22 protein-coding genes and 2 pseudogenes are annotated in these 24,274 nt (G+C 69.8%); 17 read left to right on the top strand and 7 right to left on the bottom strand.

Features of this window, described 5'->3' with window-relative positions:
• The first annotated feature begins 37 nt into the window (after positions 1-37).
• Together BST10_RS13200 and BST10_RS13195 are read left to right on the top strand one after the other, a co-directional pair.
• Positions 38-799 carry a hypothetical protein gene (locus BST10_RS13200; protein WP_083038220.1) on the top strand — a complete coding sequence of 254 codons (762 nt, stop codon included), beginning with the start codon at positions 38-40 and terminating at the stop codon, positions 797-799.
• Positions 800-866: 67 nt separating this feature from the next.
• A complete protein-coding gene (locus BST10_RS13195) occupies positions 867-2,009 on the top strand; it encodes a glycosyltransferase family 4 protein (RefSeq protein ID WP_083038219.1) in 1,143 nt (380 codons plus the stop codon).
• Between the two features lie 78 nt (positions 2,010-2,087).
• On the opposite strand, the gene BST10_RS13190 is transcribed toward BST10_RS13195, so the two are convergent.
• Positions 2,088-3,890 carry an AMP-dependent synthetase/ligase gene (locus tag BST10_RS13190; RefSeq protein ID WP_083038218.1) on the bottom strand — a complete coding sequence of 601 codons (1,803 nt, stop codon included), beginning with the start codon at positions 3,888-3,890 and terminating at the stop codon, positions 2,088-2,090.
• Between the two features lie 155 nt (positions 3,891-4,045).
• Here BST10_RS13190 and BST10_RS13185 point away from each other — a divergent pair, with 155 nt between their 5' ends.
• The 5 genes from BST10_RS13185 to BST10_RS13165 all read left to right on the top strand — a co-directional run bounded on the left by BST10_RS13185 (position 4,046) and on the right by BST10_RS13165 (position 7,478).
• Positions 4,046-4,441 carry a hypothetical protein gene (locus tag BST10_RS13185; protein ID WP_013828653.1) on the top strand — a complete coding sequence of 132 codons (396 nt, stop codon included), beginning with the start codon at positions 4,046-4,048 and terminating at the stop codon, positions 4,439-4,441.
• A gap of 89 nt (positions 4,442-4,530) precedes the next feature.
• A complete protein-coding gene (locus BST10_RS13180) occupies positions 4,531-4,968 on the top strand; it encodes an SRPBCC family protein (RefSeq protein WP_083038217.1) in 438 nt (145 codons plus the stop codon).
• Positions 4,965-6,254: an ArsA family ATPase gene (locus BST10_RS13175; RefSeq protein ID WP_205277384.1), complete on the top strand. Its 1,290-nt coding sequence runs from the start codon at positions 4,965-4,967 to the stop codon at positions 6,252-6,254. Before BST10_RS13180 ends, BST10_RS13175 begins: the two co-directional genes overlap by 4 nt.
• Entirely contained in the window at positions 6,251-6,619 is a 369-nt protein-coding gene (locus BST10_RS13170) for a hypothetical protein (RefSeq protein ID WP_013828656.1), read from the top strand. The genes BST10_RS13175 and BST10_RS13170 overlap by 4 nt, the downstream gene beginning before the upstream one ends.
• Before the next feature lie 124 nt (positions 6,620-6,743).
• Positions 6,744-7,478 (top strand): lysophospholipid acyltransferase family protein, encoded by a 735-nt coding sequence (locus BST10_RS13165; protein WP_083038215.1) that lies wholly within the window; start codon positions 6,744-6,746, stop codon positions 7,476-7,478.
• Here BST10_RS13165 and BST10_RS13160 read toward each other — a convergent pair.
• Positions 7,439-8,725 carry a glycosyltransferase 87 family protein gene (locus BST10_RS13160; protein WP_083038214.1) on the bottom strand — a complete coding sequence of 429 codons (1,287 nt, stop codon included), beginning with the start codon at positions 8,723-8,725 and terminating at the stop codon, positions 7,439-7,441. The two genes, BST10_RS13165 and BST10_RS13160, sit on opposite strands and share 40 nt — an antisense overlap.
• A gap of 93 nt (positions 8,726-8,818) precedes the next feature.
• On the opposite strand from BST10_RS13160, the pseudogene BST10_RS13155 reads away from it, so the two are divergent.
• The 3 genes and pseudogenes from BST10_RS13155 to BST10_RS13145 all read left to right on the top strand — a co-directional run.
• A pseudogene (locus tag BST10_RS13155) lies at positions 8,819-9,670 on the top strand (hypothetical protein); the annotation flags it as partial.
• Between the two features lie 220 nt (positions 9,671-9,890).
• Positions 9,891-10,379 (top strand): polyadenylate-specific 3'-exoribonuclease AS, encoded by a 489-nt coding sequence (locus BST10_RS13150; protein WP_083038210.1) that lies wholly within the window; start codon positions 9,891-9,893, stop codon positions 10,377-10,379.
• 34 nt (positions 10,380-10,413) lie between these two features.
• Positions 10,414-11,799, top strand: a complete 1,386-nt coding sequence (locus BST10_RS13145; RefSeq protein WP_013828661.1) for a class II 3-deoxy-7-phosphoheptulonate synthase — start codon at positions 10,414-10,416, stop codon at positions 11,797-11,799.
• 103 nt (positions 11,800-11,902) lie between these two features.
• Here BST10_RS13145 and BST10_RS13140 read toward each other — a convergent pair whose 3' ends face one another.
• Positions 11,903-13,087, bottom strand: a complete 1,185-nt coding sequence (locus BST10_RS13140) for a protein kinase domain-containing protein (protein WP_083038209.1) — start codon at positions 13,085-13,087, stop codon at positions 11,903-11,905.
• Between the two features lie 52 nt (positions 13,088-13,139).
• Between BST10_RS13140 and BST10_RS13135 the strand changes: the two genes are divergently transcribed.
• Positions 13,140-13,544 carry an Rv2175c family DNA-binding protein gene (locus BST10_RS13135; protein WP_083038242.1) on the top strand — a complete coding sequence of 135 codons (405 nt, stop codon included), beginning with the start codon at positions 13,140-13,142 and terminating at the stop codon, positions 13,542-13,544.
• On the opposite strand, the pseudogene BST10_RS13130 reads toward BST10_RS13135, so the two are convergent.
• Positions 13,534-15,061 (bottom strand): annotated as a pseudogene (locus BST10_RS13130) (alpha-(1->6)-mannopyranosyltransferase A); the annotation flags it as partial. The gene BST10_RS13135 and the pseudogene BST10_RS13130 sit on opposite strands and share 11 nt — an antisense overlap.
• Positions 15,062-15,076: 15 nt before the next feature.
• A complete protein-coding gene (gene idsA2 / locus BST10_RS13125) occupies positions 15,077-16,114 on the bottom strand; it encodes a bifunctional (2E,6E)-farnesyl/geranyl diphosphate synthase (protein WP_308214907.1) in 1,038 nt (345 codons plus the stop codon).
• A 323-nt stretch (positions 16,115-16,437) separates the two neighbouring features.
• Here idsA2 and BST10_RS13120 point away from each other — a divergent pair, with 323 nt between their 5' ends.
• On the top strand, positions 16,438-17,343 hold the full coding sequence (locus BST10_RS13120; RefSeq protein WP_083038240.1) for a mycobacterial-type methylenetetrahydrofolate reductase: 906 nt from the start codon (positions 16,438-16,440) through the stop codon (positions 17,341-17,343).
• Positions 17,344-17,356: 13 nt separating this feature from the next.
• Here BST10_RS13120 and BST10_RS13115 read toward each other — a convergent pair whose 3' ends face one another.
• Positions 17,357-17,977, bottom strand: a complete 621-nt coding sequence (locus BST10_RS13115) for an LppM family (lipo)protein (protein ID WP_409371393.1) — start codon at positions 17,975-17,977, stop codon at positions 17,357-17,359.
• A 98-nt stretch (positions 17,978-18,075) separates the two neighbouring features.
• Positions 18,076-18,699, bottom strand: a complete 624-nt coding sequence (locus BST10_RS13110; RefSeq protein ID WP_083038203.1) for a GNAT family N-acetyltransferase — start codon at positions 18,697-18,699, stop codon at positions 18,076-18,078.
• A 226-nt stretch (positions 18,700-18,925) separates the two neighbouring features.
• On the opposite strand from BST10_RS13110, the gene BST10_RS13105 reads away from it, so the two are divergent.
• The 5 genes from BST10_RS13105 (at position 18,926) to BST10_RS13085 (ending at position 24,240) form a co-directional block, all read left to right on the top strand.
• Positions 18,926-19,327: a DUF3040 domain-containing protein gene (locus BST10_RS13105; RefSeq protein ID WP_083038201.1), complete on the top strand. Its 402-nt coding sequence runs from the start codon at positions 18,926-18,928 to the stop codon at positions 19,325-19,327.
• A gap of 300 nt (positions 19,328-19,627) precedes the next feature.
• Positions 19,628-20,059 (top strand): division/cell wall cluster transcriptional repressor MraZ, encoded by a 432-nt coding sequence (gene mraZ / locus BST10_RS13100; protein ID WP_013828670.1) that lies wholly within the window; start codon positions 19,628-19,630, stop codon positions 20,057-20,059.
• Entirely contained in the window at positions 20,034-21,221 is a 1,188-nt protein-coding gene (gene rsmH, locus BST10_RS13095; RefSeq protein ID WP_083038199.1) for a 16S rRNA (cytosine(1402)-N(4))-methyltransferase RsmH, read from the top strand. Before mraZ ends, rsmH begins: the two co-directional genes overlap by 26 nt.
• On the top strand, positions 21,218-22,249 hold the full coding sequence (gene ftsL, locus BST10_RS13090; protein ID WP_371869098.1) for a cell division protein FtsL: 1,032 nt from the start codon (positions 21,218-21,220) through the stop codon (positions 22,247-22,249). The genes rsmH and ftsL overlap by 4 nt, the downstream gene beginning before the upstream one ends.
• Complete coding sequence (locus BST10_RS13085) at positions 22,246-24,240, top strand: peptidoglycan D,D-transpeptidase FtsI family protein (protein ID WP_083038195.1); 1,995 nt, start codon at positions 22,246-22,248, stop codon at positions 24,238-24,240. The genes ftsL and BST10_RS13085 overlap by 4 nt, the downstream gene beginning before the upstream one ends.
• Positions 24,241-24,274: the final 34 nt, after the last annotated feature.

The following is a 24,274-nucleotide window of genomic DNA, read 5'->3' as shown; positions in this document are numbered from 1 at the left end:
CGCGCTGCTGGCGGCCGAGCTGATCGGCGGCGCCACGATGCTGGCCGTCCCGGCACCGCCACCGGCGGATGCGCCGCTGATCGTCGGGGATCACCGCAGCGTCGTCCTGGAGAATCTCGGTGGCCCGCCCGGTGAGGCGTTGCTGTCCCGGGCGGCCGCCGACATCGGATCCGCCGTCGAGGCGGTCGAAGCGTTCTGGGGGACCGACTGGTCGCACCACATCCAACTGACGGCCACCGGCTCGGATCGGCAATTCGCCACGCTGGCCGGCGGCACAGCCGGTGATGTCACGCAGTGGTCCGACGTCGCGGCGGTCGCGGTGGCCGACCGGGTGGATCCCGAACGCCGGGTGGCCGCCGGTCAGCGGATCGTCTTCGCCCCCGGCGCGGCCGCGATGAGCACTCCGGCGCTGCGAATCGTGTTGAGCCACGAGCTTTTCCACTACGCGGCCCGCGCCGACACCGCTCTCGACGCACCGCGCTGGCTGGTCGAGGGCGTCGCCGATTTCGTGGCCCGTCCCGCCCGGGATCCGGCCGGCGCGCCCCCGGCGCCGTTGGCCACGGCCGACCTGCCGTCGGACGCCGACCTGGTGGTACCGGGGCCGCGGCGGAGCCAGGCCTACGACCGGGCGTGGCACTTCGCCCGGTTCGTCGCCGCCCGGTTCGGACCGGCCAAGCTGCGCGAGCTCTACCTGTCGGCCTGTGGTCCCGGGCACGTCGAGCCCGCCGTCGCCGTGCCGCTGGTGCTGGGCGTGGATCTACCGGACCTGCTCGCGGAATGGCAGCAGTGGCGCGGCTGAGCCTGATCGCCCGATTCCTCGCCGGGCCGCGGGCGGCCCGCATCGTCATCCGGCTAGCATCCCTGCAGTGAGCCGGGTGCTGCTGGTTACCAACGATTTTCCGCCGCGCCCCGGCGGCATTCAGAGCTATCTGGAAGAGCTGGTGCGCCGTATTGCCGGTTCAGGCCGCCACGACGTGACGGTGTACGCGCCGCAGTGGAAGGGCGCCGACGCCTTCGACGAGGCGGCGGAATCCACCGGCTACCAGGTGGTCCGCCACCCGGGCACGCTGATGTTGCCGGGTCGCGCCGTCGATACCCGGATGCGCCGCCTGGTCGCCGAACAGGCCGTCGACACGGTGTGGTTCGGCGCGGCCGCGCCGCTGGCGCTGCTGGCGCAGCGGGCGCGCGCCGCCGGTGCCGGCCGGGTGGTGGCCAGCACCCACGGCCACGAGGTCGGCTGGTCGATGCTGCCGGTGGCGAGTTCGGTGCTGCGCCGGATCGGCGAGTCCTGCGACACCGTCACCTTCGTCAGCCACTACACCCGCGGCCGGTTCGCATCGGCGTTCGGTCCCCACGCCGCGCTGGAGCACCTGCCGCCCGGGGTGGACACCGACCGCTTCCGCCCCGACGCCGGCGCCCGCGCCGAACTGCGGGCCCGCCACGGGCTGGGCGGTCGGCCCACCGTGGTGTGCGTGTCGCGGCTGGTGCCGCGCAAGGGCCAGGACATGCTGATCCGCGCGTTACCGGCGATCCGGCGCCGGGTCGACGGCGCCGCGCTGGTGATCGTCGGCGGCGGCCCGTATGCCGACACACTGCGGCGGCTGGCCGTCGAGTGTGGGGTCGCCGATGCGGTGACGTTCACCGGTGGCGTGCCGGCCGCCGAGCTGCCCGCCTACTACCTGCTCGGCGACGTCTTCGCGATGCCATGCCGCACGCGTGGCGCCGGGCTCGACGTCGAGGGGCTGGGCATCGTGTTCCTGGAGGCGTCGGCGGCGGGGGTGCCGGTGGTCGCAGGTGACTCGGGCGGCGCACCGGAGACCGTGCTGGACAACCGGACCGGGCGGGTGGTCGACGGCCGGTCCGTGGAGCAGATCGGTGATGCCGTCAGCGGATTGCTGGCCGACCCCGACCGCGCCGCCGCGATGGGCGCCGCGGGGCGGGAGTGGGTGATGAGTGACTGGCGCTGGGAAACCCTGGCCGGACGCATGGCCGACCTGCTGCAGGCGTGAGGACGCCGATGGTGCGATGTGGTCGCGTTTTTCCACGAAAAGCCGACCAAACCGCTCACTGGGCGCCGGGACCGCCGGTCAGTCCTTGGTGTAGATCGCCTCGATGGCGTCGGCGAACTTCTCGGCGACCACCTTGCGCTTGACCTTCATCGTCGGGGTCAGCTCACCGGTGGCCTCGGTGAAGTCGACCGGCAGGATCCGGAACTTGCGGATCGACTCGGCGTGTGAGACCGCCAGGTTGGCCTGTTTGACCGCCGCGTCCACCTCGGCCAGCAGGTCCGGGTCGGTGGCCAGGTCCGCGGCGGTGGCGATGTCGGCCTTGCTGTTGCGCTGCTTCCAGCCTTCCAGGGCTTCCGGGTCGATGGTGATCAGCGCCCCGATGAACGGCTGGGCGTCGCCGACGACCATCGCCTGGCTGATCAGCGGGTGCGCGCGCAGCTGGTCCTCGAGCACCGCGGGTGCGACGTTTTTGCCGCCGGCGGTGACGATGATCTCCTTCTTGCGGCCGGTGATCTTCAGGTAGCCGTCGGCGTCGATGTCGGCCAGGTCGCCGGTCTTGAACCAGCCGTCGGTGAACGCCTCGGCGGTGGCCTGCTCGTTGCGCCAGTAGCCGCTGAACACCACCCCGCCGCGGACCAGCAACTCACCGTCCTCGGCGATGCGCATGCTGTTGCCCGGCACCAGTTTTCCGACGGTCCCGACCTTCATGCCGCCGACCGGGTTGACGGTCACCGCGGCGGTCGTCTCGGTCAGCCCGTAGCCCTCGTAGATGGACAGGCCGACGCCGCGGTAGAAGTGGCCGAGCCGTTCGCCCAGCGGCGCACCACCGGACACCGACGCCCGGCAGTCGCCACCCAGCGCCGCGCGCAGCTTGTGGTAGACCAGCTTGTCGAACACCGCGTGCTTGAGCCGCAACAGCGGACCGGGGCCGCCCCGGTCGAGGGCTTCGCTCCAGTCCACCGCGGTCTGGGCGGCCATCTCGAAAATTCGGCCCTTGCCGTCATTGGCGGCGTTCTGCGCGGCCGTGTTGTAAACCTTCTCGAACACCCGCGGCACCGACACCACCACGGTCGGCTTGAAGACCGCGAACATCGGCACCAGATTCTTGATGTCGCTGGTGAATCCGACCGTGACCCGATTGGTGAATGCCGCCAGGGTCAGGGCGCGGGCCAGCACGTGAGCCAACGGCAGGAAGATCAGCAGGCGCTGGTCGGGACCCAGCAGGGTCGGCAGCGCCGCTTTGGTGCCGCGCACCTCGTGGAGCAGGTTGGAGTGGGTGAGCTGGCAGCCCTTGGGGCGGCCCGTGGTGCCCGAGGTGTAGATCAGCGTCGCCGGGTCGGTGGCCTTCAGGGCGTCCCCGCGCGCGGTGAGCTGCGCCGGGTCCTGGCCCGCGCCGGCCTCGGCGAGTTCATCGAAGGCCTTGGCGCCCGACCCGTCGATGGTCAGCACCCGCCGCAGCGAGGGCAGTTCACCGGCGAGTTCGTTGACCAGCTGGGCGTGGGCGTCGGTCTCGGCGAACGCCAGCACCGCGCTGGAGTCCTCCATCACCCAACGCACCTGCTCCGCCGAGGACGTCTCATAGATCGGGACGGTCACCGCGCCGATGGACAGGATCGCGAAGTCCAGGATCGCCCACTCGTAGCGGGTCGCCGAGAAGATCACCACCCGGTCGCCGGCGGCCACCCCCTGCGCGATCAGACCCAGTGCGGCCGAACGGATGTGCGCGGCGGCGGCGGCGCAGCTGACGTCGGTCCACGCGCCGTCCACGAGACGCTGGTAGATGACGTGGTCGGGATTGTCGCGCTCGTGTTCGAAGACGATCGCGGCGACGTTGTCGTGCTCCTCGACGGTGAACGGCGCCGGAACACTGAACTCACGCATTCGAATGACCTCTCTGGCAGCCCGGGTGTGTGTCCGACCAGCCTAATAGGCGCGCCCCGGCAGATGTGACGGTGTTCACTGTCGGGCGGGGAGAAGCCCGGCGGTGTGCACCGGCGGCGTTCCGCCCCGGGGACGTCATATGTGAAGCTGGGGCGATGAACAGTATCCAGGTTGCCGATGAGACCTTCATCGCCGCATCCGGCGCACAGGTGGGGGCCCTCGTCGGCGACCGGTCGAGCTGGCGGCGGTGGTGGCCGGACCTGCAGCTGCAGCTGGTCGAAGATCGCGCCGAGAAGGGTGTCCGATGGACGGTGGGCGGGCCGCTGACCGGAACCATGGAGATCTGGCTGGATCCGATGCTCGACGGGGTGCTGCTGCACTATTTCCTGCACGCCGAACCCAGCGGGGTGACCGGCCGCCAGCTGGCCAAGATGAACTTGGCGAAGCTCAACCACCGCCGCCGGGTGGCGGGCAAACGGATGGCCTTCGAGGTGAAGGCCCGCCTCGAGCAGGCCCGACCCGTGGGTGTCGCCCCGGCCGCTGTGAGCTGAGCCGGGCTGAAGGGGCGGGCGCCGGGCGCGGCGAGGTAGCGTCTCTGCCGAGGGCTGGTGGCAGGCGAATGAGTTAGGGAAGTAACCACGTGGCGGACAAGACAGCTCAGACCATCTTCATCGAGGCGGATCCGGACACGGTGATGAAGGTGATCGCCGACATCGGCGCCTACCCCGAATGGGTGTCGGAGTACACCGAGGCCGAGGTGCTCGAAACCGACTCCGACGGATACCCGAAGCAGGCCCGGCTGGTGCTCGATGCCGCGGTGCTCAAGGACACCATGGTGCTGGCCTACGACTGGCCGCAAGACCGTCGCAGCGTGCGCTGGTCATTGGTGTCCAGTTCGTTGTTGAAGGCACTTGACGGCGAATACCGCTTGGCGCCCAAGGGGTCCGGCACGGAAGTCGTCTACGAGCTGTCGGTCGATCTGCTGATCCCGATGATCGGACTGCTCAAGCGCAAGGCGGAGCGGCGACTGACCGACACCGCGCTGAAGGACCTGAAGAAGCGAGCCGAGGTTGAGTGACGCCGTCTGAGGCAGCAACGCCCCCAGTGCTCCCGGTCGCGCCGATCAGTCTGTTCGTAGGCAAGGGCGGCGTGGGTAAGTCCACGCTGGCGGCGGCGACCGCCGTCGCCGATGCGCGCGCCGGGAACCGGGTGTTGCTGGTCTCCACCGACCAGGCGCACTCGGTCGGTGACGTGCTGGGCGTCTCGGTGGTGCCCGGCGCCGGCCGTGACCCGGCGGCGGTGGTGCTCGACGACGCCGGGCCCGGCGGGCTTGACGTGCTGGCGCTGGACACGCTGGCACTGCTCGAGGCGCATTGGGTCGAGGTTGTCGGGGTGCTGGCCGGGCGATTCCCGGAGTCGGATCTGGGTAGCGTTGCCCCCGAAGAGCTTTCGGCGCTTCCCGGCGTCCAGGAGGTGCTCGGTCTGCATGAGGTCGGCGAGCTGGCCGGCAGCGGTCGGTGGGAGCGGGTCGTCGTCGACTGCGCGTCCACCGCCGATGCGATGCGGATGCTGACACTGCCCGCCACGGTCGCGCTGTATGCCGAGCGGTCCTGGCCGCGGCACCGCAGGCTCAGCGGGCCCGATGGCACGTCGGACGCACTGGTCGAGTTGGTCGAGCGGATCAGCGGCGCCGCCGAACGGCTGGCCACGCTGCTGACCGACGAGGCGCTGGTCGGGGCCCACCTGGTGCTGACCGCCGAGCGCGTGGTGGCCGCTGAAGCGGTCCGGACCCTGGGGACGCTGGCGCTGACCGGGGTGCGGGTCGACGAGCTGATCGTGAATCAGATTCTGTTGCAGGATGATTCGTACGTCTACACGAATCTGCCCGCTCATCCGGCGTTCGACTGGTACGCCGAGCGGATCCGTGAACAGCACGGCGTTCTGGAGGACTTGGACCGCGCCATCGGTGACGTGGCGATGGTGCTGGTCCCGCACCTGGCCGGCGAACCGATCGGCCCCAAGGCGCTCAGCGAGCTGCTCGAGGGCAGCCGCCGACGCGGCGGTTCGGCACCGCCGGGGCCGGTGCGGCCGGTGGTCGACCGGGAGTCGGGTTCCGGACTGGGGGCGGTGTACCGGTTGCGGTTAGAGTTGCCCCAGGTCGATTCCGGTGCGCTCAGCCTGGGCCGCTCCGGTGACGACTTGGTCATCGGTGCCGGCGGCACCAGACGCCGGGTCCGATTGGCGTCGGTGCTGCGACGATGCACGGTTTTGGACGCGACGCTGCGCGGCAGCGAACTGACGGTGCGCTTCCGGCCGAACCCGGAGGTGTGGCCGGTGAGCAGTGACGAGGAGGTGCGACGTTGAGCGCTGGCGCGCACCGTGATCTGGGTGAGCTGGGGCCGGAGTTGCGCAAACTCGCCCAGGCGATCCTGGATCGCCTCGACCCGGCGGTGCGGGCAGCGGCGATGCTGGCGGCGGCCGACGCGCCGGGTAAGTGCCAACAGGTGTGGTGTCCGGTGTGTGCGCTGGCGGCGTTGGTGACGGGGGAGGAGCACCCGTTGCTCAGCATCGTCGCCGAGCACAGCGTTGCGTTGTTCGAGGTGATCCGAGCGGTGGTCGGTGAGACCGGTGACAGGCCGGGCCCGCCCGACGGCCCGCCGCCGGGCGGAGCCGGCGGCGCGTCGGCCAAGACCGGTTATGAGCACATCCCCGTCACGATCGAGCACTGACCGCGGAAAGCTAAGGAATTCCCCGGAATCTCCGCTGTGACGAATCACCGTGTGGCCGTAGCCACCGCTGGTCGGTAAAGTTGGCGCGAACACGGCCGGTGTTCGCGGGCAGGAGGGAGGGGCCATGTGGTATTGGCTGTTCAAGTACGTACTCCTGGGTCCGCTGCTGGCCCTGATCGGACGGCCGAAAGTCGAGGGTCTGGAGAACATCCCCGAGCACGGTGCGGCGATCCTGGCCAGTAATCACCTCGCCGTCATGGACAGCTTCTACCTGCCGCTGGTGGTGCGCCGCCGGATCACCTTTCTGGCCAAGTCCGAATACTTCACCGGCACCGGGATCAAAGGCTGGTTCACCCGCTGGTTCTACACCGCGGTCGGGCAGGTGCCCATCGACCGCAGCGACTCCGACGCCGCACAAGCCGCGCTGACCACCGCCCAGCGGATCCTGAACGCCGGCAAGCTGTTGGGCATCTACCCCGAAGGCACCCGGTCACCCGACGGCAGGCTGTACAAGGGTAAGACCGGCCTGGCCCGGCTCGCGCTGCACACCGGCGTCCCGGTGATTCCGGTCGCCATGATCGGAACCAACGTCGTCAACCCGCCCGGCACCAAGATGCTGCGGTTCAGCCGGGTCACCGTCCGCTTCGGCAAGCCGATGGACTTCTCCCGCTTCGAGGGGATGGCCGACAACCGCTTCATCGAGCGGGCGGTCACCGACGAGGTCATCTACGAGCTGATGGGGCTCTCCGGCCAGGAGTACGTCGACATCTACGCGGCGAGCCTCAAAAACGGTGCCGCGCAACAGGATGGGGCAACGGCTCAGCCGGTCGCCCGGTTTCCGGAAACCGCCGCAGGCTGATCCGGAGTGCTCCGGCGGTCCGGACGCAGCGTCGCGCCGGCGGTGATGATCACCGCCAGCCCCCACCACACATATGATGTGCCGGCCAACTGGCGCCACCACGCCGCGCCCGCCTCGTGATGCTCGGGCAGCAGGTCGATCGGACTGCGCATCATCAACGCCACACCCAGCGCGCTGAGCACGCCCAGCGCGATCGCGCGGTGCCGGTAGGCCACCACGGCGGTCACCACGACGGTCGGCAGCATCCACACCCAGTGGTGCGACCATGACACCGGTGACACCACCAGTCCGAACAGCGCCACGCAGATCAGCGCCAGAATCGGCTCCCCGACATCCCGGCTGAGCAGTCGGCGGGCCGCCCACACCGTCACCGCCAGGACCAACAGGCTGCCCAGCAGCCACAGGGCGGAGCGCTGATGTTCGCTCAGCGGCAGCCGGGCCAGCGCGCCGGCCAGATTCTGGTTGGTGTTGAGCGTTGCCCCGCCGATGCGGTCGGTGTTGCGGACCGTGTGCGTCCAGTACTGCCAGGAGTCGCTCCAGGCCAGCACGAAGCCTGCCAGGGTCGCCACCAGAAACGATGCCACGGTGGTCACCGCGGCGCGCCCGTCGCGGCGCAGCAGGAAGTACAGCAGAAACACCGCCGGTGTCAGCTTCAGTGCCACCGCCAGTCCCAGCAGCGCGCCCCGCGGCCAGTAGGTGCGGCGCGGTACGCAGTCGGCGATCACCAGCGTCATCAGCACGGCGTTGACCTGGCCGAAATCGAAGTTGGACCAGATCGGTTCGGCGTCGAGCCAGATGGCCGCCGCGACGATCGCCGCTGCCAGCACACCCCGTCGCCACCACTGCGGGCCGCTGCCGCGGCCCACTGCGACGCCCAACCCGGCGAGCACGACGGTGATCGACACCACCAGCAGCAGCGTCGAGACGATCGTCAGCGCGGCGGTGCCCGAACCGAGCGACACCCAGGTCAGTGGGGCGAACAACACGGCCGCGATCGGGGGATAGGTGAACGGCAACACCGTGCCGTCGATCTGGGTGGGGAACCAGGCGTCGCCGTAGAGCGGTTTCCCGTCCCGCCACGCCTGCGCGGCCATCCGGTAGACGTCGACGTCGATGTGGTACGGCGTGCTGCCGAGCGCCCGCCACGTCGTGTAGCCCAGGGCTCCGATCGCCAGCAGGGCGAAGATCAACCAGACGGAACCGCCCCCGTGCCGACGGCCCGGCTCGGGCGGCCGCGATGTAGTCATGTCGCAGCACAGCCTATCGGGTGGTGAGGTTTTCCCGGGCCATGCCGGTGGTGATCCCGGCGCGGAGTGTGGTGAGGGCGTACGTTGCATTAGGTGCTCGAATGGTTCCGCGACGACATCATCGGACGCGGCAGATTGCCGCTGCTGTGCTGCCTGCTCGCGTTCCTGGCGACGTTTCTGGTGACCCGCTGCGTCGTCCGCTATATCCGCAGCACCGCCGGTCGCGTCGGCGCCCCCCGATGGTGGCAGCCGCGCAACATCCACATCGGGTCGAAGCACATCCACCACGTGGTCTTCGGGGTGCTGCTGGTGATGGCCGCCGGGGTGACGCTGGTGGCCGCCGGCCCCCATGGGCACGAACCGGCATTCAGCCTCGCCGCGATCTCGTTCGGCATCGGCGCGGCGTTGGTGCTCGACGAGTACGCGCTGATCCTGCACTTGTCCGACGTGTACTGGGAAGAGGACGGGCGCGCCTCGGTGGATGCCGTCTTCGCCGCGACGGCGGTGGCCGGCCTGCTGGTGCTGGGCTTTCACCCGCTGGCCTTTCTGTTGTCGCTGTGGCACGACACCTCCTCGCCGCTGATCCGCGCCGGGGTCTTCGCCGGGCTGGTGATGTCGCTGCCGCTGGGCGTGGTGGTGTTGTTGAAGGGCAAGGTGTGGACCGGGTTGATCGGGATGTTCTTCTTTCCGCTGCTGGTGGTCGGCGCGATCCGGCTGTCCCGGCCGCACGCGCCGTGGGCCCGCTGGCGCTACCTGTCCAGCCGCGAGCGGATGCGCCGCGCGTTGCTGCGCGAACGCCGGCTGCGACGCCCGGTGATCCAGGCCAAGCTGTGGCTGCAGGACGCCGTCGCGGGCCGGCCGCAGCTGCCCGACGAGCGGGTCGTTGACGCCGAGCTCGACCGCGAGGTGCGCGCGGCGTCGGCGCCGACGCAACCGATCATGATCGGGCGGCCGAAAGTATCGCCCGCCCGCCCGCCCACCAGGCGGGCCGCCGGCTCCGACCGCCCCGCCTACCCCGGACGGCTGCCCGGCCGGTCGGCGCCGGCCGGGCGGTCTGGGCCCAACCGCGCGGTCGCCGATGCGTCGGCGCCCACGGTGCCCTTTTCCACGCCGCTACCGGCCCATCCGCTACAGCGCCCCGGCGGTCCCGGGAGATGAGCGGGCGGTGAGATATTTCTACGACACCGAGTTCATCGAGGACGGCCGCACCATCGAGTTGATCTCGATCGGCGTGGTCGCCGAGGACGGGCGCGAATATTACGCGGTCTCCACCGAATTCGACCCGGGCCGGGCCGGTCCGTGGGTCCGCACCCACGTGCTGCCCAAGCTGCCCTCCCCGGCATCCCCGGCGTGGCGATCACGGCGCCGGATCCGCGACGATCTCGAGGAGTTCTTCGCAGTCGACGACGGCGAGTCGATCGAGTTGTGGGCCTGGGTGGCGGCTTACGACCACGTGGTGTTGTGCCAGCTGTGGGGCACGATGCCCGACCTGCCGCAGTCGATCCCGCGCTTCACCCACGAGTTGCGTCAACTCTGGGAGGACCGGGGCCGGCCGCGGCTGCCACCGCGGTCGGCAGGCAGCCATGACGCGCTGGTGGACGCCCGCGACCAGTTGCGTCGCTTCCAGGTGATCACCCAGAGCGAACAGGCCTGATCAGCGCGGGTCGTTCCCCGGCTACCATGGTCGGGTGAACTGGACCGTTGATGTACCGATCGACCAGCTGCCGGCGCTGCCGCCGCTGCCCGCGGACCTGCGTGAGCGCCTTGACGCCGCGCTGTCCCGCCCGGCCGTTCAGCAGCCGAGTTGGCCCGCCGACCAGGCCAAGGCGATGCGCACGGTGCTCGAGAGTGTCCCGCCGATCACGGTGGCGTCCGAGATCGTCCGGCTCAAGGGGCTGCTGGCCGAGGTCGCCCGCGGGGAGGCCTTCCTGCTGCAGGGCGGCGACTGCGCCGAGACCTTCGCCGACAACACCGAGCCGCACATCAAGGGCAACATCCGCACCCTGCTGCAGATGGCGGTGGTGCTCACCTACGGGGCGTCCACCCCGGTGGTCAAGTTGGCCCGCATCGCCGGCCAGTACGCCAAGCCCCGCTCGGCCGACATCGACGCACTCGGGCTGAAGTCCTACCGCGGTGACATGGTCAACGGATTCGCCCCGGATGCCGCCGTGCGTGAACACGACCCGTCCCGGTTGGTGCGGGCCTACGCCAACGCCAGCGCGGCGATGAACCTGGTGCGGGCACTGACCTCGTCGGGGCTGGCGTCGCTGGAACTGGTGCACGACTGGAACCGGGAGTTCGTCCGCACCTCGCCGGCCGGTGCGCGCTATGAGGCGCTGGCCGGGGAGATCGACCGCGGCCTGCGGTTCATGAACGCCTGCGGGGTCGCCGACCGGGAACTGCAGACCGCCGAGATCTACGCCAGCCACGAGGCACTGGTGCTCGACTACGAGCGCGCCATGCTGCGGATGGCCGACATTGAGGGCGAACCGAAGCTCTATGACCTGTCAGCGCACTACGTGTGGATCGGTGAGCGGACCCGCCAGCTCGATGGCGCACATGTCGGCCTGGCCGAGGTGATCGCCAACCCGATCGGCATCAAGCTCGGGCCGACCACCTCCCCGGAGCTGGCCGTCGAGTACGTCGAACGGCTCGACCCCAACAATGAGCCGGGCCGGCTCACCCTGGTCAGCCGGATGGGCAACTCCAAGGTGCGCGATCTGCTGCCGGGCATCATCGAGAAGGTGCAGGCCACCGGTCACCAGGTGATCTGGCAGTGCGACCCGATGCACGGCAACACCCATGAGGCCTCCACCGGTCACAAGACCCGGCACTTCGACCGGATCGTCGACGAGGTACAGGGGTTCTTCGAGGTGCACCACGCGCTGGGCACCCACCCCGGCGGCATCCACCTGGAATTCACCGGCGAGGACGTCACCGAGTGTCTCGGTGGCGCGCAAGACATTTCGGATGCGGACCTGGGCGGGCGCTACGAGACCGCGTGCGACCCGCGGCTCAACACCCAGCAGAGCCTGGAGTTGGCCTTCCTGGTCGCCGAGATGCTCCGCGGCTAGGTTTTTTTGCCGCGAACGTGCGCGTCCCCGGCCGACACGCCGGGGTGAACACCGTTTCTGCGCACGCTCGCGCAACGGGTAACGCGCAACGGGTAACGGGTGACTACAGCAGCGCGCCGACGTTGTTGCCCAGCGTCCACGCCACCGCGGCCACCAGTCCGGTAAGGGCGAACACCACGGTCAGCCAGATCACCACCATCCGGCGCGCGTGCTGACGTTGCAGCACGAACTGACTCAGTTCGATTCCGGCGAATTGGCCTGTCACCACCTGGTATTGGGTGTCGGTATCGGCTGTCCAATCCTGCGGGCCGCGCGTCATGTGCAGTGTCGGCCGCTGCGGCGGCGCGGCAGGCCCGCGTCCGCGCTGCTGCGGCGCCGAGCTGTGCTGGGCGGAGTTGCGCGGGGCCGGAACCCGAAACGCCGGCAGCCCCAACCGTTCGGCGATCGCCGCGACGTCCTGGGCCATCTCGAGGCCGTCGGCGTAGCGGTCAGCCGGCTCGAGTGCGGTGGCGCGCGCCACCAATTCGTCGAACGCTCTGGGCACTCCCTCGATGGCGGCGCTCGGCGGCGGAACATCGTGATCCAGCCGCTGGTAGGCCACGGTCAGCGGGGAGTCACCGGCGAACGGTGTGCGACCGGTCAGCAGCTCGTAGGCCAGGATGCCGACCCCGTAGACGTCGCTGGCCGGCCCGGCGTTGCCGTCGCGGACCTGCTCGGGTGACAGGTAGGCCGCAGTGCCCAGAATCACGTTGGTCGAAGTGATCCCGGCCGCCGCGAGGGCGCGAACCAGCCCGAAGTCGACCACCTTCACCTCGCCGTCGTCGGAGATCAGAATGTTCTCCGGCTTGACGTCGCGGTGCACCAGGCCGGCGCGGTGTGCGATACCCAGCGCCCCCAGCACCGGGCGCAGCACCGCGACGACGGCATGCGGCGGCATCGGGCCGCGTTCGTTGAGCAGTTCGCGCAGCGTCCCGCCCTCGACGAGTTCCATGATCAGAAACGGCTGGCCTGGGTCGTGCGGCGTGCCGAAACCCTGGTCGTACACCGCGACCAGAGCCGGGTCCTTGAGGCGGGCGACCGCCCGCGCCTCGAGCTGAAATCGGGTGAGGAACTGCTGGTCGCCGGCGTAGCGCAGATCCATCACCTTGCACGCGACCGGGCGGTCCAGCCGTTCGTCGAGACCGCGATACACCGTGGAGGTGCCGCCGGTGGCGATCCGGGTGCCGACGCGATACCGGCCGTCGAGCAGGGCGCCCTCGAGTGCGTCTGGGCCCCACGCTGCAGTCACCTGGTCATGGTATGCGGGCGGGTCGCCGATCCGGCGGTTCTAGACTCGTGTGGTGAGCAGCATCCCGGCCGCCGAAGACATCCTGGAACCCGACGAACCGATGTTCGACCTGCCAACGGTCGCCGACATGCTCGGTGTGCCGGTCACCAAAGTGCACCAGTACCTGCGTGACAATCATCTGCTCGCGGTGCGACGCGGCGGTGTGCTGGTGGTGCCGCAGGTGTTCTTCACCGCGGCCGGGGACGTCGTGAAGAGCCTGCCGGGTCTGCTGGCGGTGCTCCACGACGGCGGCTATCAGCAGACCGACATCGTGCGCTGGCTGTTCACCCACGACCCGTCGCTGTCGTTGACCCGCGACGGTGCGCGCGAGTCGGTCGCCAACGCCCGCCCGATCGACGCGCTGCATGCCCATCAGGCCCGTGAGGTGATGCGCCGGGCGCAGGCCATGGCGTACTGAGCTCAGTCGGCCGGCGACGGGACTTCCGGCGCGGTTTGCGACAGTCGATACCAGGCGAACACGGCGCAACCGGTCGCGCCGATCACGTGCAGCCAGGAGTACATGCCATGCGAGCCGTCGGGTTTGAAGATCACCATGATCCAGGTCGAGGCCGCGGCGATCGCGGCGATCGCCGTCGGTGAGCGGACCAGGGTGGCCGCGGCCGCCAGCGGCCAGGTGTAGTACCAGGGCAGCGCCGCCGGCACGAACAGCACCACGACCAGCATGCCCCAGGCGATCCCCGTCACCGCCGCCCGGTCGTCGCGTCGCGACCGCCACCACAGCACCGGGAGCACCAGCGCGATCACCACGATCCCGCTGATCCGGGTGATGTGCAGTGCGGCATAGAAATTGATCGGCGCGACCAGTCCGCCGACGGCGTGGACGAGGTTGGCCGCGGCGGTCGGCACGGTGAGCCAGTTGATGATCTTGACGTTGCCGGCCAGCAGCGCGGTCAGCCAACCCAGGCCCACACCGGCCAGCGCCGACAGCGCCGCGAAGGCGGCGACGACGATCGCCGCGGAGATGGTCGCCGCCGCCGCGAACGCCTTCGCCGCCGGGTAGCCGCGGCGTTCATGTAGCCGGCGCATCCACACCCACACCAGAAACGGCAACGCGATCACCGCGGTGGCCTTCACCGCGGCGGCCAGGGCCACCAGGCTGATGCCCGCCAGCGGCCGGCCCTGCAGCGTCAGCGCGATCCCGGCGACCATCAGGCCCACCATCAGCATCTCGTTGTGGACGCCGCCCATCAGGTGGATGATGACCAGCGGGTTGAGCACCGCCAGGTACAGCGCCGCCGGGGCGCTGCCGCCGACCCGGCGGGCGACTTGCGGTGCCGCCCAGATCAACAGCGCCAAACCGGGCAGCATGCACAACCGCAACACCATGGTGCCGACCACCACGTTGTTGCCCACCAGGATCGTGACGAGTTTGGCGACCAGGATGAACGCCGGGCCGTAAGGTGCCGTCGTCGCCGCCCAGATCGGGCTGACATCGTCGAGCAGCGGGTTGGGGTTCTCGACCGGACCCACCTGGTAGGGATCCAAACCGTCCCGCAGCAGTGCGCCCTGGGCCAGATAGGAGTAGGTGTCGCGGCTGAACACCGGAACCGACAGCAGCAGCGGCGCCAGCCAGAACCCGGTAGTGGCAATCAGCGTGTATTCGGTTGCGGCGCCGTCGATCACCCGCCGGCCCAGGCCGAACCAGGCCAACAGCATCACCGCGACACCGGTCCACAGCAGCACCGACGACAACACCAGCCCGTGACCGAACCGCAGCCAGGACAGATGCACCGCCTCCAGCACCGGGTCCTGGATCCGGGTGCTGCCGGCGCCCAGGCCGCCCACCGTGATCAGCATCGCGCCCGCGCACCCCAGCCACGCCGCCGCGGCCTGCTCGCTGGTGGCGAACTCGCGCAGCCGGGTCAGCGGCCGGGTCGGGCCCGCCGGAACCGTCGATGTGCTGGGGATGGACATGGCGCTGGGGGCTCCTCAGGCCTTCCGGTCGGCGACCAGTCGGGCCAGGTCGGTCAGTCCGGCCTTGGCGGCCTCGTCGATCGGGGCGGCCGCCAGCGCCGTCACGGCCCGGCGGGTCAGGTTGTCGATACGGTCCTCGACGGCGGCGAGCGCGCCCACCGCCTCGATCAGGTCGCACAATTCGCGGACCTGCACGTCGGTCAACGCGGTGCCGAGCGATGCGCGCAACCGTTCGGCGGCCGCCGCATCCGACTTGTCGGCCAACTCGACGGCCTCGGCCACCAGCACGGTGCGTTTGCCTGAGCGCAGGTCGTCCCCGGACGGCTTGCCGGTCACGGCGGGGTCGCCGAACACGCCCAGCACATCGTCGCGCAGCTGGAACGCCACCCCGAGATCGGTGCCGACCTCGTGAAACAGCGCCTGGATGTCGGGCCGGTCGGCGGCGGCCGCGACCCCCAGTTGCAGCGGCCGCACCACCGTGTAGGAGGCGGTCTTGTAGGTGTTGACCGTCATCGCCGCCGCGATCGACTCGTCACCGCTGGCCTCGGCGACGATGTCGAGGTACTGCCCGCCCAACACCTCGGTGCGAATGTCCGACCAGACCCGCCGCACCCGGCGTTGCGCGTCCGCCGGCAGGCCGGCGCCGGCGACGATGTCGTCGGCCCACACCAGTGCCAGGTCGCCGAGCAGAATGGCGGCCGAGATCCCGAATTGGTCGGCCGGTCCCCGCCACCCGCGGGCGCGGTGCAGATCGGCGAACTTGTGGTGCGTGGTGGGGCTGCCGCGCCGGGTCGCCGAGGCATCGATCACGTCGTCGTGCACCAGCGCGCAGGCGTGCAGTAGTTCCAGTGCCGAGAACAGCAGCAGCTCGTCGTCGACGGCGTCCCGACCGGTGATGGCCCGCCAGCCCCAGTAGGCGAACGCCGGACGGAGTCGCTTGCCGCCGCTGAGGACGAACTCCTCCAGGCCGGCGATCAGCCCCTGGTAGTCCTCGCCCATGTAGCCGGTGTCGGTACGGCGGGTGCGCAGGTAGGAGCGCAGCTGCTCGGTCACCGCACCGGCCAGTTCGACGGCCGAGGGTGCGGTTGCTGCTGTTGCCTTGAAGCTCAGCTCGGCGCCCCTTCCTCACTCGGCCGGCCCGGGACCCCCGGCGTGCGTTCAGCGTAGAGTGTGCCACCACGCCCGGGGGAGGCTCAGACCGGCGGCGACGCCCGGGTGGGGTCACACCGATTGCCCGCCGGCACCGGTCGCTTCGATAGGCTCGGGGCATTGCGTCCGTGTCGGCCGCAATGCCGCTGCTGCTTCTGGCGAAGCGAGCCGGCGAAGCCGGCCCGCGGACCCGCCCCATGGCAACCGCCTTCGATCAGGAGCAACCCGTGACCTTGAACACCGTCGCACTCGAGCTTGTCCCGCCGAACTTGGATCGTGGGCCAGAGCAGGCCCACGAGAAAGCCTGCGAGGACGCCGACAAGGTCCGGCGGTTTGCGGCCGAGGCCGGTATCGAGGGCCGCATCCGGCACATCCTGATGCCCGCGATGATCGCCGAGGACGACGACCGGCCCGTGGAGATGAAGCCCAAGCTCGACGTGCTGGACTTCTGGAAGACCATCGGGCCGCAGCTGCCGGGCATGTCCGGGCTGTGCACCCAGGTGACCGCGTTCTCGGACGAAGCGGCGCTGCGTGGTCGGCTCGGCGATCTGACCGGGGCCGGTATCGAGGGCGTGGTGTTCGTCGGAGTGCCGCGCACCATGGCCGACGGTGAGGGCTCCGGCGTGCCGCCCACCGACGCGCTGGCGACCTTCCGCGCCGATGTCGCCAACCGCGGCGTCATCCTGATCCCGACCCGCGCCGACGAGATCGGCCGGTTCGATTTCAAATGCGACCGGGGTGCCACCTTCGGGCTGACCCAGCTGCTGTACTCCGATGCGATCGTGCCGTTCTTGACCGAGTTCGCCCAGCACAGCGACGCGCGCCCGGAGATCTTGCTGTCCTTCGGTTTCGTGCCGACGTTCGAGAACCGGGTCGGCCTGATCAACTGGCTGATCCAAGACCCCGGCAACGCGGCGGTCGCGGCCGAGCAGGCCTTCGTCAGAACCCTCGCCGACAGCGAGCCCGAGCAGCGTCGCAAGCTGATGCTCGACCTGTACAAGCGGGTCATCGACGGTGTCGCCGACCTGGGCTTTCCGTTGAGCATCCACCTCGAGGCGACCTACGGGGTGTCCGCCGCTGCGTTCACGACCTTCGCCCAGATGCTCGACTACTGGTCGCCGGCGGCTCGCTGAGCCGGCTCGGCGCTCAGGCGGCGTCGTCGTGCGGGGAGCTGAAGCGCGGTGAGCGGTCGCGGCCGCCCCAGGCGATCAGCGCCACCGCTCCGGCCACGGCGAACGTCGACAACACCAGCCACATGGCGGCGCGGGCGAACGATCGGGTGCTGGGGTCGGTGTAATGAGCCTGTGCGCTCATGGTGCTGACCACGCCCGGCTTGAGTCGCCACTGCACCGTATCGTCGCCGAGTCGCTCGCCGTTGGTCGAGGTTACCTCCCCGGGGAACGCGACGCTCAACTCGACGTCGGCCGTCGGGTCGCTCAGCGAGGTGAGGTCCACCCGGCCCTCCAGGATCACCAGGTTCCCGGCGCGGCGCAGCGCGAGGTTCACCCCGGCCGCGTCGCGGTTCATCTCGGCCAGCTGCGGCAGTTCGGCGAAGGTCAGGTCGGAGAACACCGCCTGCGAGCCGACGTAGCCGTCACGGTTGTAGCTGGTGATCGCGATCTTCTGCGCGAACGGCACGTCGGCGCTGAGTTTGGGTCCGGTGTCGTTGTCGTTGCGGGGTTTGGCCGCCGCGATGATCTGTCCGGAGACCTGGTCGTTGGGGGAGACGGTGATGGTGGCCTTGACGCGCACACACCCGACCATCATGGGCGCGGTGATCAGCACCAGCACCACCAGCGCCAGCAGTCGACGGTATGCGGTGAACCGCCGGAAAGTCGGTAGCGAGCGCCGAACGTGCACGGAGGTCATCGTGCCAGACCGGCGGGCTGGTCGGCCGACGACGCGGCGGTTGGCTGCTCCAGCGGCAGCGCTCGGCCCAGGATGGCGAACGGCCGGGGATCGCCGGCGAAGTGGTGCCCGCGGATGACGTCGGCGAAGCCCAGCCGGCGGTAGAGCCGCCAGGCGCGGTTGCCTTCGCCGCTGATCTCCGGGGTGGAGAGCAGCACGTTGGCCTCGGCCCGTCCGGTCAGCAGCCGCCGCGCGAGTGCCTCGCCCAAGCCGCTGCCCTGTGAACGCGGCAGCACGTGCAGCTCGGTCAGCTCGAAGTAGCTGGTCGTCAGCCGCTGGATGTCGGGGCGGGGGATGCCGCGGCGGTGCAGACCCGCCACCACCTGCTGCTGCCACCACTGGTCGGGTGCACCGCAGTAGCCATAAGCGATCCCCAGCAGTTCGGCGCCGCCCCCGGTAGCCCCGTCTTGCAGGGCGGCCACCGCCCGCCAGCCACGGCGGCGGGTGTGATCCAGCCACATCGAGGCTCGTTGGTTCTCGGTGCCGGGCGGGTAGCCCATCGCGTTGACGTATACCCGCAGTGCCTCGCTGAGCCGGTCCGCCATGTCGCGCGGCGACAGGTCGATGAGCAATGTCGCCAACGGTTCCTCTCCCGGTCGATGGTTTTGGGCGCGCGCACCCATTATCGGAGCTTCGGTTCCCGGACGTCGGGCGGTTACCGATCGGCATCGCCGGACCGGGGCTACAATCGGCTGACGAAGCCTGTGGTACACCACAGGCCGACCTCGTATTATCAGTGTTAGTTGCCCGCACAGTCCGTAGCCAGCCGTGGGCAGTGATGTGACCGGCCGTCGGCAAGGAGGGACGATGCCACTCTCCGATCATGAACAGCGCATGCTCGACGAGATCGAGAGCGCCCTCTACGCGGAGGACCCCAAGTTCGCGTCCAGCGTCCGTGGTGGTGCGCTGCGCACTCCCACCACGCGGCGGCGGGTGCAGGGCATGGCAATGTTCCTGACCGGGCTGGTGATGCTGGTTTCCGGTATTCCGTTCTATTCGACCGTCAACCCCGGATTCCTGATCTTGAGCGTGGTCGGTTTCGTGGTGATGTTTGGCGGCGTGGTGTTCGCCATCACCGGAAACCACGCGACCGCGGCCGGCGACGGGGTGGCCAAGACGGGCGGGAGTCAGCAGCGTCGGGTCAAGGGTGGCAGCGGTACGTTCGCCAGTCGCATGGAGGACCGGTTCCGCCGTCGTTTCGAGCCGTAGCGCGGCACGTTTGACGTGACAGGGGCAGCCGATCGGCTGCCCCTTTTTCGTGTGCGTTCGCCGTCGCGCCGGCGCGTCCCGGGTCCGGTAACGGCCTGATTCCCCACTTCGCCCCACTCCAATTCTGACGGTGTGACCTGGGGTTTTTCTGATCCAGCTTGCTGATTTTGCCGCGGTAGAGCCGACCAACCCCCGGTTCAGTGGGGAAAGGGGGCGACAGCAGCTCATTAAATGGTGCAGAGTGGGGGATTGTGGGGTATTGTGGGCTGACGTTGTCGACGTGGTGGCGGGAGGTGGCCGATGTTCCTCGGCACCTATACGCCCAAGCTCGACGACAAGGGGCGGCTGACACTGCCCGCGAAGTTTCGCGACGCGCTGGCAGGAGGTTTGATGGTCACCAAGAGCCAGGACTACAGCCTGGCCGTGTACCCGCGGGCCGAGTTCGAGCAACTCGCCCGCCGCGCGGCCAAGGCGTCGCGCAGCAATCCCGAAGCGCGGGCATTCCTGCGCAACCTGGCCGCCGCCACCGACGAACAGCATCCCGACGGACAGGGCCGGATCACCTTGTCGCCCGACCATCGCCGCTACGCCAACCTCTCCAAGGACTGCGTGGTCATCGGATCGGTCGACTACCTCGAGATCTGGGATGCGCAGGCGTGGAGCGACTACCAGCAGACCCATGAAGAGAACTTCTCCGCGGCCAGCGATGAAGCCCTCAGCGACATCATCTGAGGCGCGCGCCCGTGCCTCGTGGCCTCTGTCCGAACCGACCCTGACGTACTTCCCCAACGTCAGGTTCGCGCCGTCGGGCAGGGACCTCGAGGCAGGGGCGATCCCCGGACGATCGCCGGCATGGCGGGGCCCACATCGGAGGGGAGGTGTTGCGGTGGCCGAGCAGGGCGAATTCGGGCACGTACCGGTACTGCTGGAGCGTTGCGTGGAACTGCTGGCCCCGGCGCTGACCCGGGAATCACCAGACGGCCGTGGCGCCACTCTCGTCGACGCCACCCTCGGGGCCGGCGGCCATACCGAACGGTTCCTGAGCCAGTTCCCCGGCCTGCGGGTCATCGGCCTCGACCGGGACACCACCGCGCTTGAGATCGCCGGCACCCGGTTGGACCGGTTCGCCGATCGGCTGCGCACCGTCCGGACCCGCTACGACGCGATCGGCGCAGCGCTGACGGAAGTGGGGTTGGCGCCAACAGGTTCGGTCGACGGGGTGCTGTTCGATCTCGGCGTCTCGTCGATGCAGCTCGACCGGGCGGAGCGGGGCTTCTCCTACGCCCAGGACGCCCCACTGGACATGCGGATGGATCCCGAGGCCGAGCTGACGGCCGCGGAGATCGTCAACACCTACGACGCGGCCGCGCTGACCGACATCCTGCGCCGTTTCGGCGAGGAGCGCTTCGCGTCACGCATCGCCGCCCATATCGTCCGCCGGCGGTCGCAGACACCGTTCACCTCGACGGGGGAGCTGACAGCGCTGCTCTACGAGGCGATTCCGGCGCCCGCCCGACGCACCGGGGGGCATCCGGCCAAGCGGACGTTCCAGGCACTGCGCATCGCGGTCAACGGCGAGCTCGAGTCGCTGCGCAGCGCCCTCCCGGCCGCCCTGGACGCGCTGGCGGTGGGCGGGCGCGTCGCGGTGATGTCCTATCAGTCACTGGAGGATCGCATCGTCAAGCAGTTGTTCGCCGCGGTGACCACGTCGCGCACGCCGGTCGATCTGCCGGTCGAATTGCCCGGTGACAGACCGAGGTTCACGACGTTGACGCGGGGCGCCGAGCGTGCCCAACCGGATGAGGTCGAGCACAACCCGAGAGCGGGATCGGTCCGGTTGCGGGCCGTGCAGCGCGTTGCGGCCGGGCCGGCTTCGACAGCGAGGGGGGATTGATGGCGACCAACCGCAAACCTGCGGCCAGGCAAGGCGATCGCCGCCGCGGCCCCGAGGGCGCCACCCGCACCGGGCCGCGCCGTTCGAGTGAGGCGCCGCAGGCACGGCGCTCTCGGCGGCAGCACGGGACTGCGCCCGCCCCGGGGCGTGAATCGCGGCCGCGGTCGGGGCCGCAGAACGCGGTGCTCGCACGCACCGATGCCCGGCCGGTGCCGCCGAAGAACACCAAGCAGGCCAAGGCGCGTGCCAAGGCGCGAAAGGCCAAGGCACCCAAGGTGGTGCGCGTACCGCTGCGGGAACGCCTGATCACCCGGCTGGCGTCGATCGACCTGCGACCGCGCTCCTTGGCGGCCAAGGTCCCGTTCGTGGTGTTGATCATCGGTTCGCTCGGTATCGGGCTGGGCATCACGCTGTGGCTGTCGACCGATGCCGCCGAGCGCTCCTATCAGCTGGGCAACATCCGGGAGCGCAATCGGGTGCTGCTGCAGCAGAAGGAGGCGCTGGAGCGTGACGTGCTCACCGCCGAGTCGGCGCCGGCGCTGGCCGAGGCGGCCCGCGAACTGGGCATGATCCCGACCCGCGACACCGCCCACCTGGTCCAGGACCCGGCCGGCAACTGGGTGGTCGTCGGCCAACCGAAACCGGCCGAGGGTGTGCCGCCGCCGCCACTGAACACCAAGCTGCCCGACGAGCAACCGGCGACACCGCCGGCCGAGGTTCCGGTGCGGGTGCCGCCCGCCGGGCCGAAGCTGGACAGCCGGCATCTGCCCACCCCGGCCGCGCCGGCGCCCGCGGTACCCGGTGCGCCGCTGATCATCCCGGGGCTGCCGGGAATGCCCGGCCTGCCCGGTGCGCCGCTGTCCGGGCCGCCGCCGGGTCCCGCGCTTGAGATCCCGCCCGTCGCGCTGCCGCCGGAGGCCGCGCTGCCCCCCGCGGCCGTGCTTCCGCCGCAGGCCGCCTTGCCGCCGCAACCGGAGCTGCCGCAGCAGCCCGTCCTGCCACCGCTGCTTCCGGGAGCCCCGCGATGAGACGGTCGGCTCGGAGCACAGGACCGACGCGGCGCGCCGACGGCTCGGTCAAGGCGAGCACGCGCAGGGCCGGCCGATCCGCCAAGCCCACCAAGCAGCCCAAGTCGGCCAAAACGGCCAAAGTTGCCCAGCAGACGGGACATTCGGCGCGCGATCGTCGTACCCGGCCGGCCACCGACCTGGGGCTGCGCAGCGCATCGTTCGTCTTCCGGCACCGCACCGGCAACGCCGTGATCTTCCTGGTGCTGGCGCTGTCCGCGGCCCAGTTGTTTTATCTGCAGGTGCCGCGGGCGTCGGGATTGCGGGCCGAGGCCGCTGGACAACTCAAGGTCACCGACGTCCAGCAGGCCATGCGCGGCGACATCATCGACCGCACCGGCGACAAGTTGGCGTTCACCATCGAAGCCCGGGCATTGACCTTCCAGCCGATCAAGGTCGGCAAGCAACTCGCGGAGGCCCGGAAGAAGGATCCGGCCGCCCCCGATCCCCAGCGGCGCTTTCAGGAGATCGCCAAGGACATCGCCGGCCGACTCGGGAACAAGCCGGATGCGGCGACGCTGTTGAAGAAATTGCGCAGCAACGAGACCTTTGTCTATCTGGCCCGTGCCGTCGATCCGGCGCTGGCCGAGGCGATCACCGACAAATACCCGGAGGTCGGCAGCGAGCGCCAGGATCTGCGGCAGTATCCGGGCGGATCGTTGGCCGCCAACATCATCGGCGGCATCGACTGGGACGGCCACGGCCTGCTGGGGCTGGAAGACTCGATGGACGCCGTGCTGGCCGGCACCGACGGCTCGATCACCTACGACCGCGGCTCCGACGGCGTGGTGATCCCGGGCAGCTACCGCAACCGGCACCGGGCCGTCAACGGCTCGACGATCCAGCTCACCCTCGACGACGACATCCAGTTCTACGTCCAGCAGCAGGTTCAGCAGGCCAAGAACGTCTCCGGCGCCCGCAACGTCACCGCGGTGGTGCTCGACGCCAAGACCGGCGAGGTGCTGGCGATGGCCGGCGACAACACCTTCGACCCGTCTCAGGACATCGGGCGACAAGAGGACCGGCAGCTGGGAAACCCGGCGGTGTCGTCGCCGTTCGAGCCCGGCTCGGTGAACAAGATCATCACCGCCGCCTCGGTCATCGAGTACGGCCTGAGCAACCCCGATGAGGTGCTACAGGTTCCGGGCTCGATCAACATCGCAGATGTCACCGTCAGCGATGCCTGGGAGCACGGGGTGGCGCCCTACACCACGACCGGGATCTTTGGGAAGTCCTCCAACGTCGGCACCCTGATGCTGGCGCAGCGGGTAGGCCCCGAGCGTTGGTTCGAGATGCTGGAGAAATTCGGTCTGGGGCAGCGCACCGGCGTCGCCCTTCCCGGCGAGAGCGCCGGGCTGGTTCCGCCGGTTGACCAGTGGTCGGGCAGCTCGTTCGCCAACCTTCCGATCGGCCAAGGCCTTTCGATGACGCTGCTGCAGATGGCCGGGATGTATCAGGCCATCGCCAACGACGGGCTGCGCATTCCGCCGCGAATCATCAAGGCCACCATCGCCCCCGACGGCGCCCGCACCGAGGAACCCCGCCCGGACGGGGTGCGGGTCGTCTCGGAGCAGACCGCGCAGACCGTCCGCAACATGCTGCGCTCGGTGACCCAGCGCGACCCGACCGGTGTTCAGCAGGGCACCGGATGGCAGGCCGCCGTCGACGGCTACCAGATCGCCGGGAAGACCGGCACCGCCCAGCAGATCAATCCCGGCTGCGGCTGCTATTACGACGACGTCTACTGGATCACCTTCGCCGGGATCGCGCCGGTGGACAATCCGCGCTACGTCATCGGAATGATGATGGACAACCCCCATCGTGCCGCCGACGGATCGCCGGGCACGTCGGCCGCGCCGCTGTTCCACAACATCGCCGGCTGGCTGTTGCAGCGGCACAATGTTCCGCTGTCGCCGGACCCGGGACCGCCACTCGTGCTGCAGGCGATGTAGCGGTCGTCCCCGCGCCGACTGCGAAATGCCGATC

The organism is Mycolicibacter algericus DSM 45454 (genome assembly GCF_002086455.1).
Classification (GTDB): Bacteria; Actinomycetota; Actinomycetes; order Mycobacteriales; family Mycobacteriaceae; genus Mycobacterium; species Mycobacterium algericum.
The sequence above is the reverse complement of the archived record's forward strand: the minus strand, read 5'-3'. Positions and strand labels throughout refer to the sequence as shown.

Bases quoted from the DNA above. Each gene is read 5' to 3' on its own strand.
- BST10_RS13115 (WP_409371393.1), bottom strand. From the start codon at position 17,977: ATGATGGTCGGGTGTGTGCGCGTCAAGGCCACCATCACCGTCTCCCCC.
- BST10_RS13200 (WP_083038220.1), top strand. From the start codon at position 38: ATGCTGGCCGTCCCGGCACCGCCACCGGCGGATGCGCCGCTGATCGTC.
- BST10_RS13190 (WP_083038218.1), bottom strand. From the start codon at position 3,890: ATGCGTGAGTTCAGTGTTCCGGCGCCGTTCACCGTCGAGGAGCACGAC.
- BST10_RS13185 (WP_013828653.1), top strand. From the start codon at position 4,046: ATGAACAGTATCCAGGTTGCCGATGAGACCTTCATCGCCGCATCCGGC.
- BST10_RS13105 (WP_083038201.1), top strand. From the start codon at position 18,926: ATGCCACTCTCCGATCATGAACAGCGCATGCTCGACGAGATCGAGAGC.
- mraZ (WP_013828670.1), top strand. From the start codon at position 19,628: ATGTTCCTCGGCACCTATACGCCCAAGCTCGACGACAAGGGGCGGCTG.
- rsmH (WP_083038199.1), top strand. From the start codon at position 20,034: ATGAAGCCCTCAGCGACATCATCTGAGGCGCGCGCCCGTGCCTCGTGG.
- BST10_RS13085 (WP_083038195.1), top strand. From the start codon at position 22,246: ATGAGACGGTCGGCTCGGAGCACAGGACCGACGCGGCGCGCCGACGGC.
- BST10_RS13165 (WP_083038215.1), top strand. From the start codon at position 6,744: ATGTGGTATTGGCTGTTCAAGTACGTACTCCTGGGTCCGCTGCTGGCC.
- BST10_RS13160 (WP_083038214.1), bottom strand. From the start codon at position 8,725: ATGACTACATCGCGGCCGCCCGAGCCGGGCCGTCGGCACGGGGGCGGT.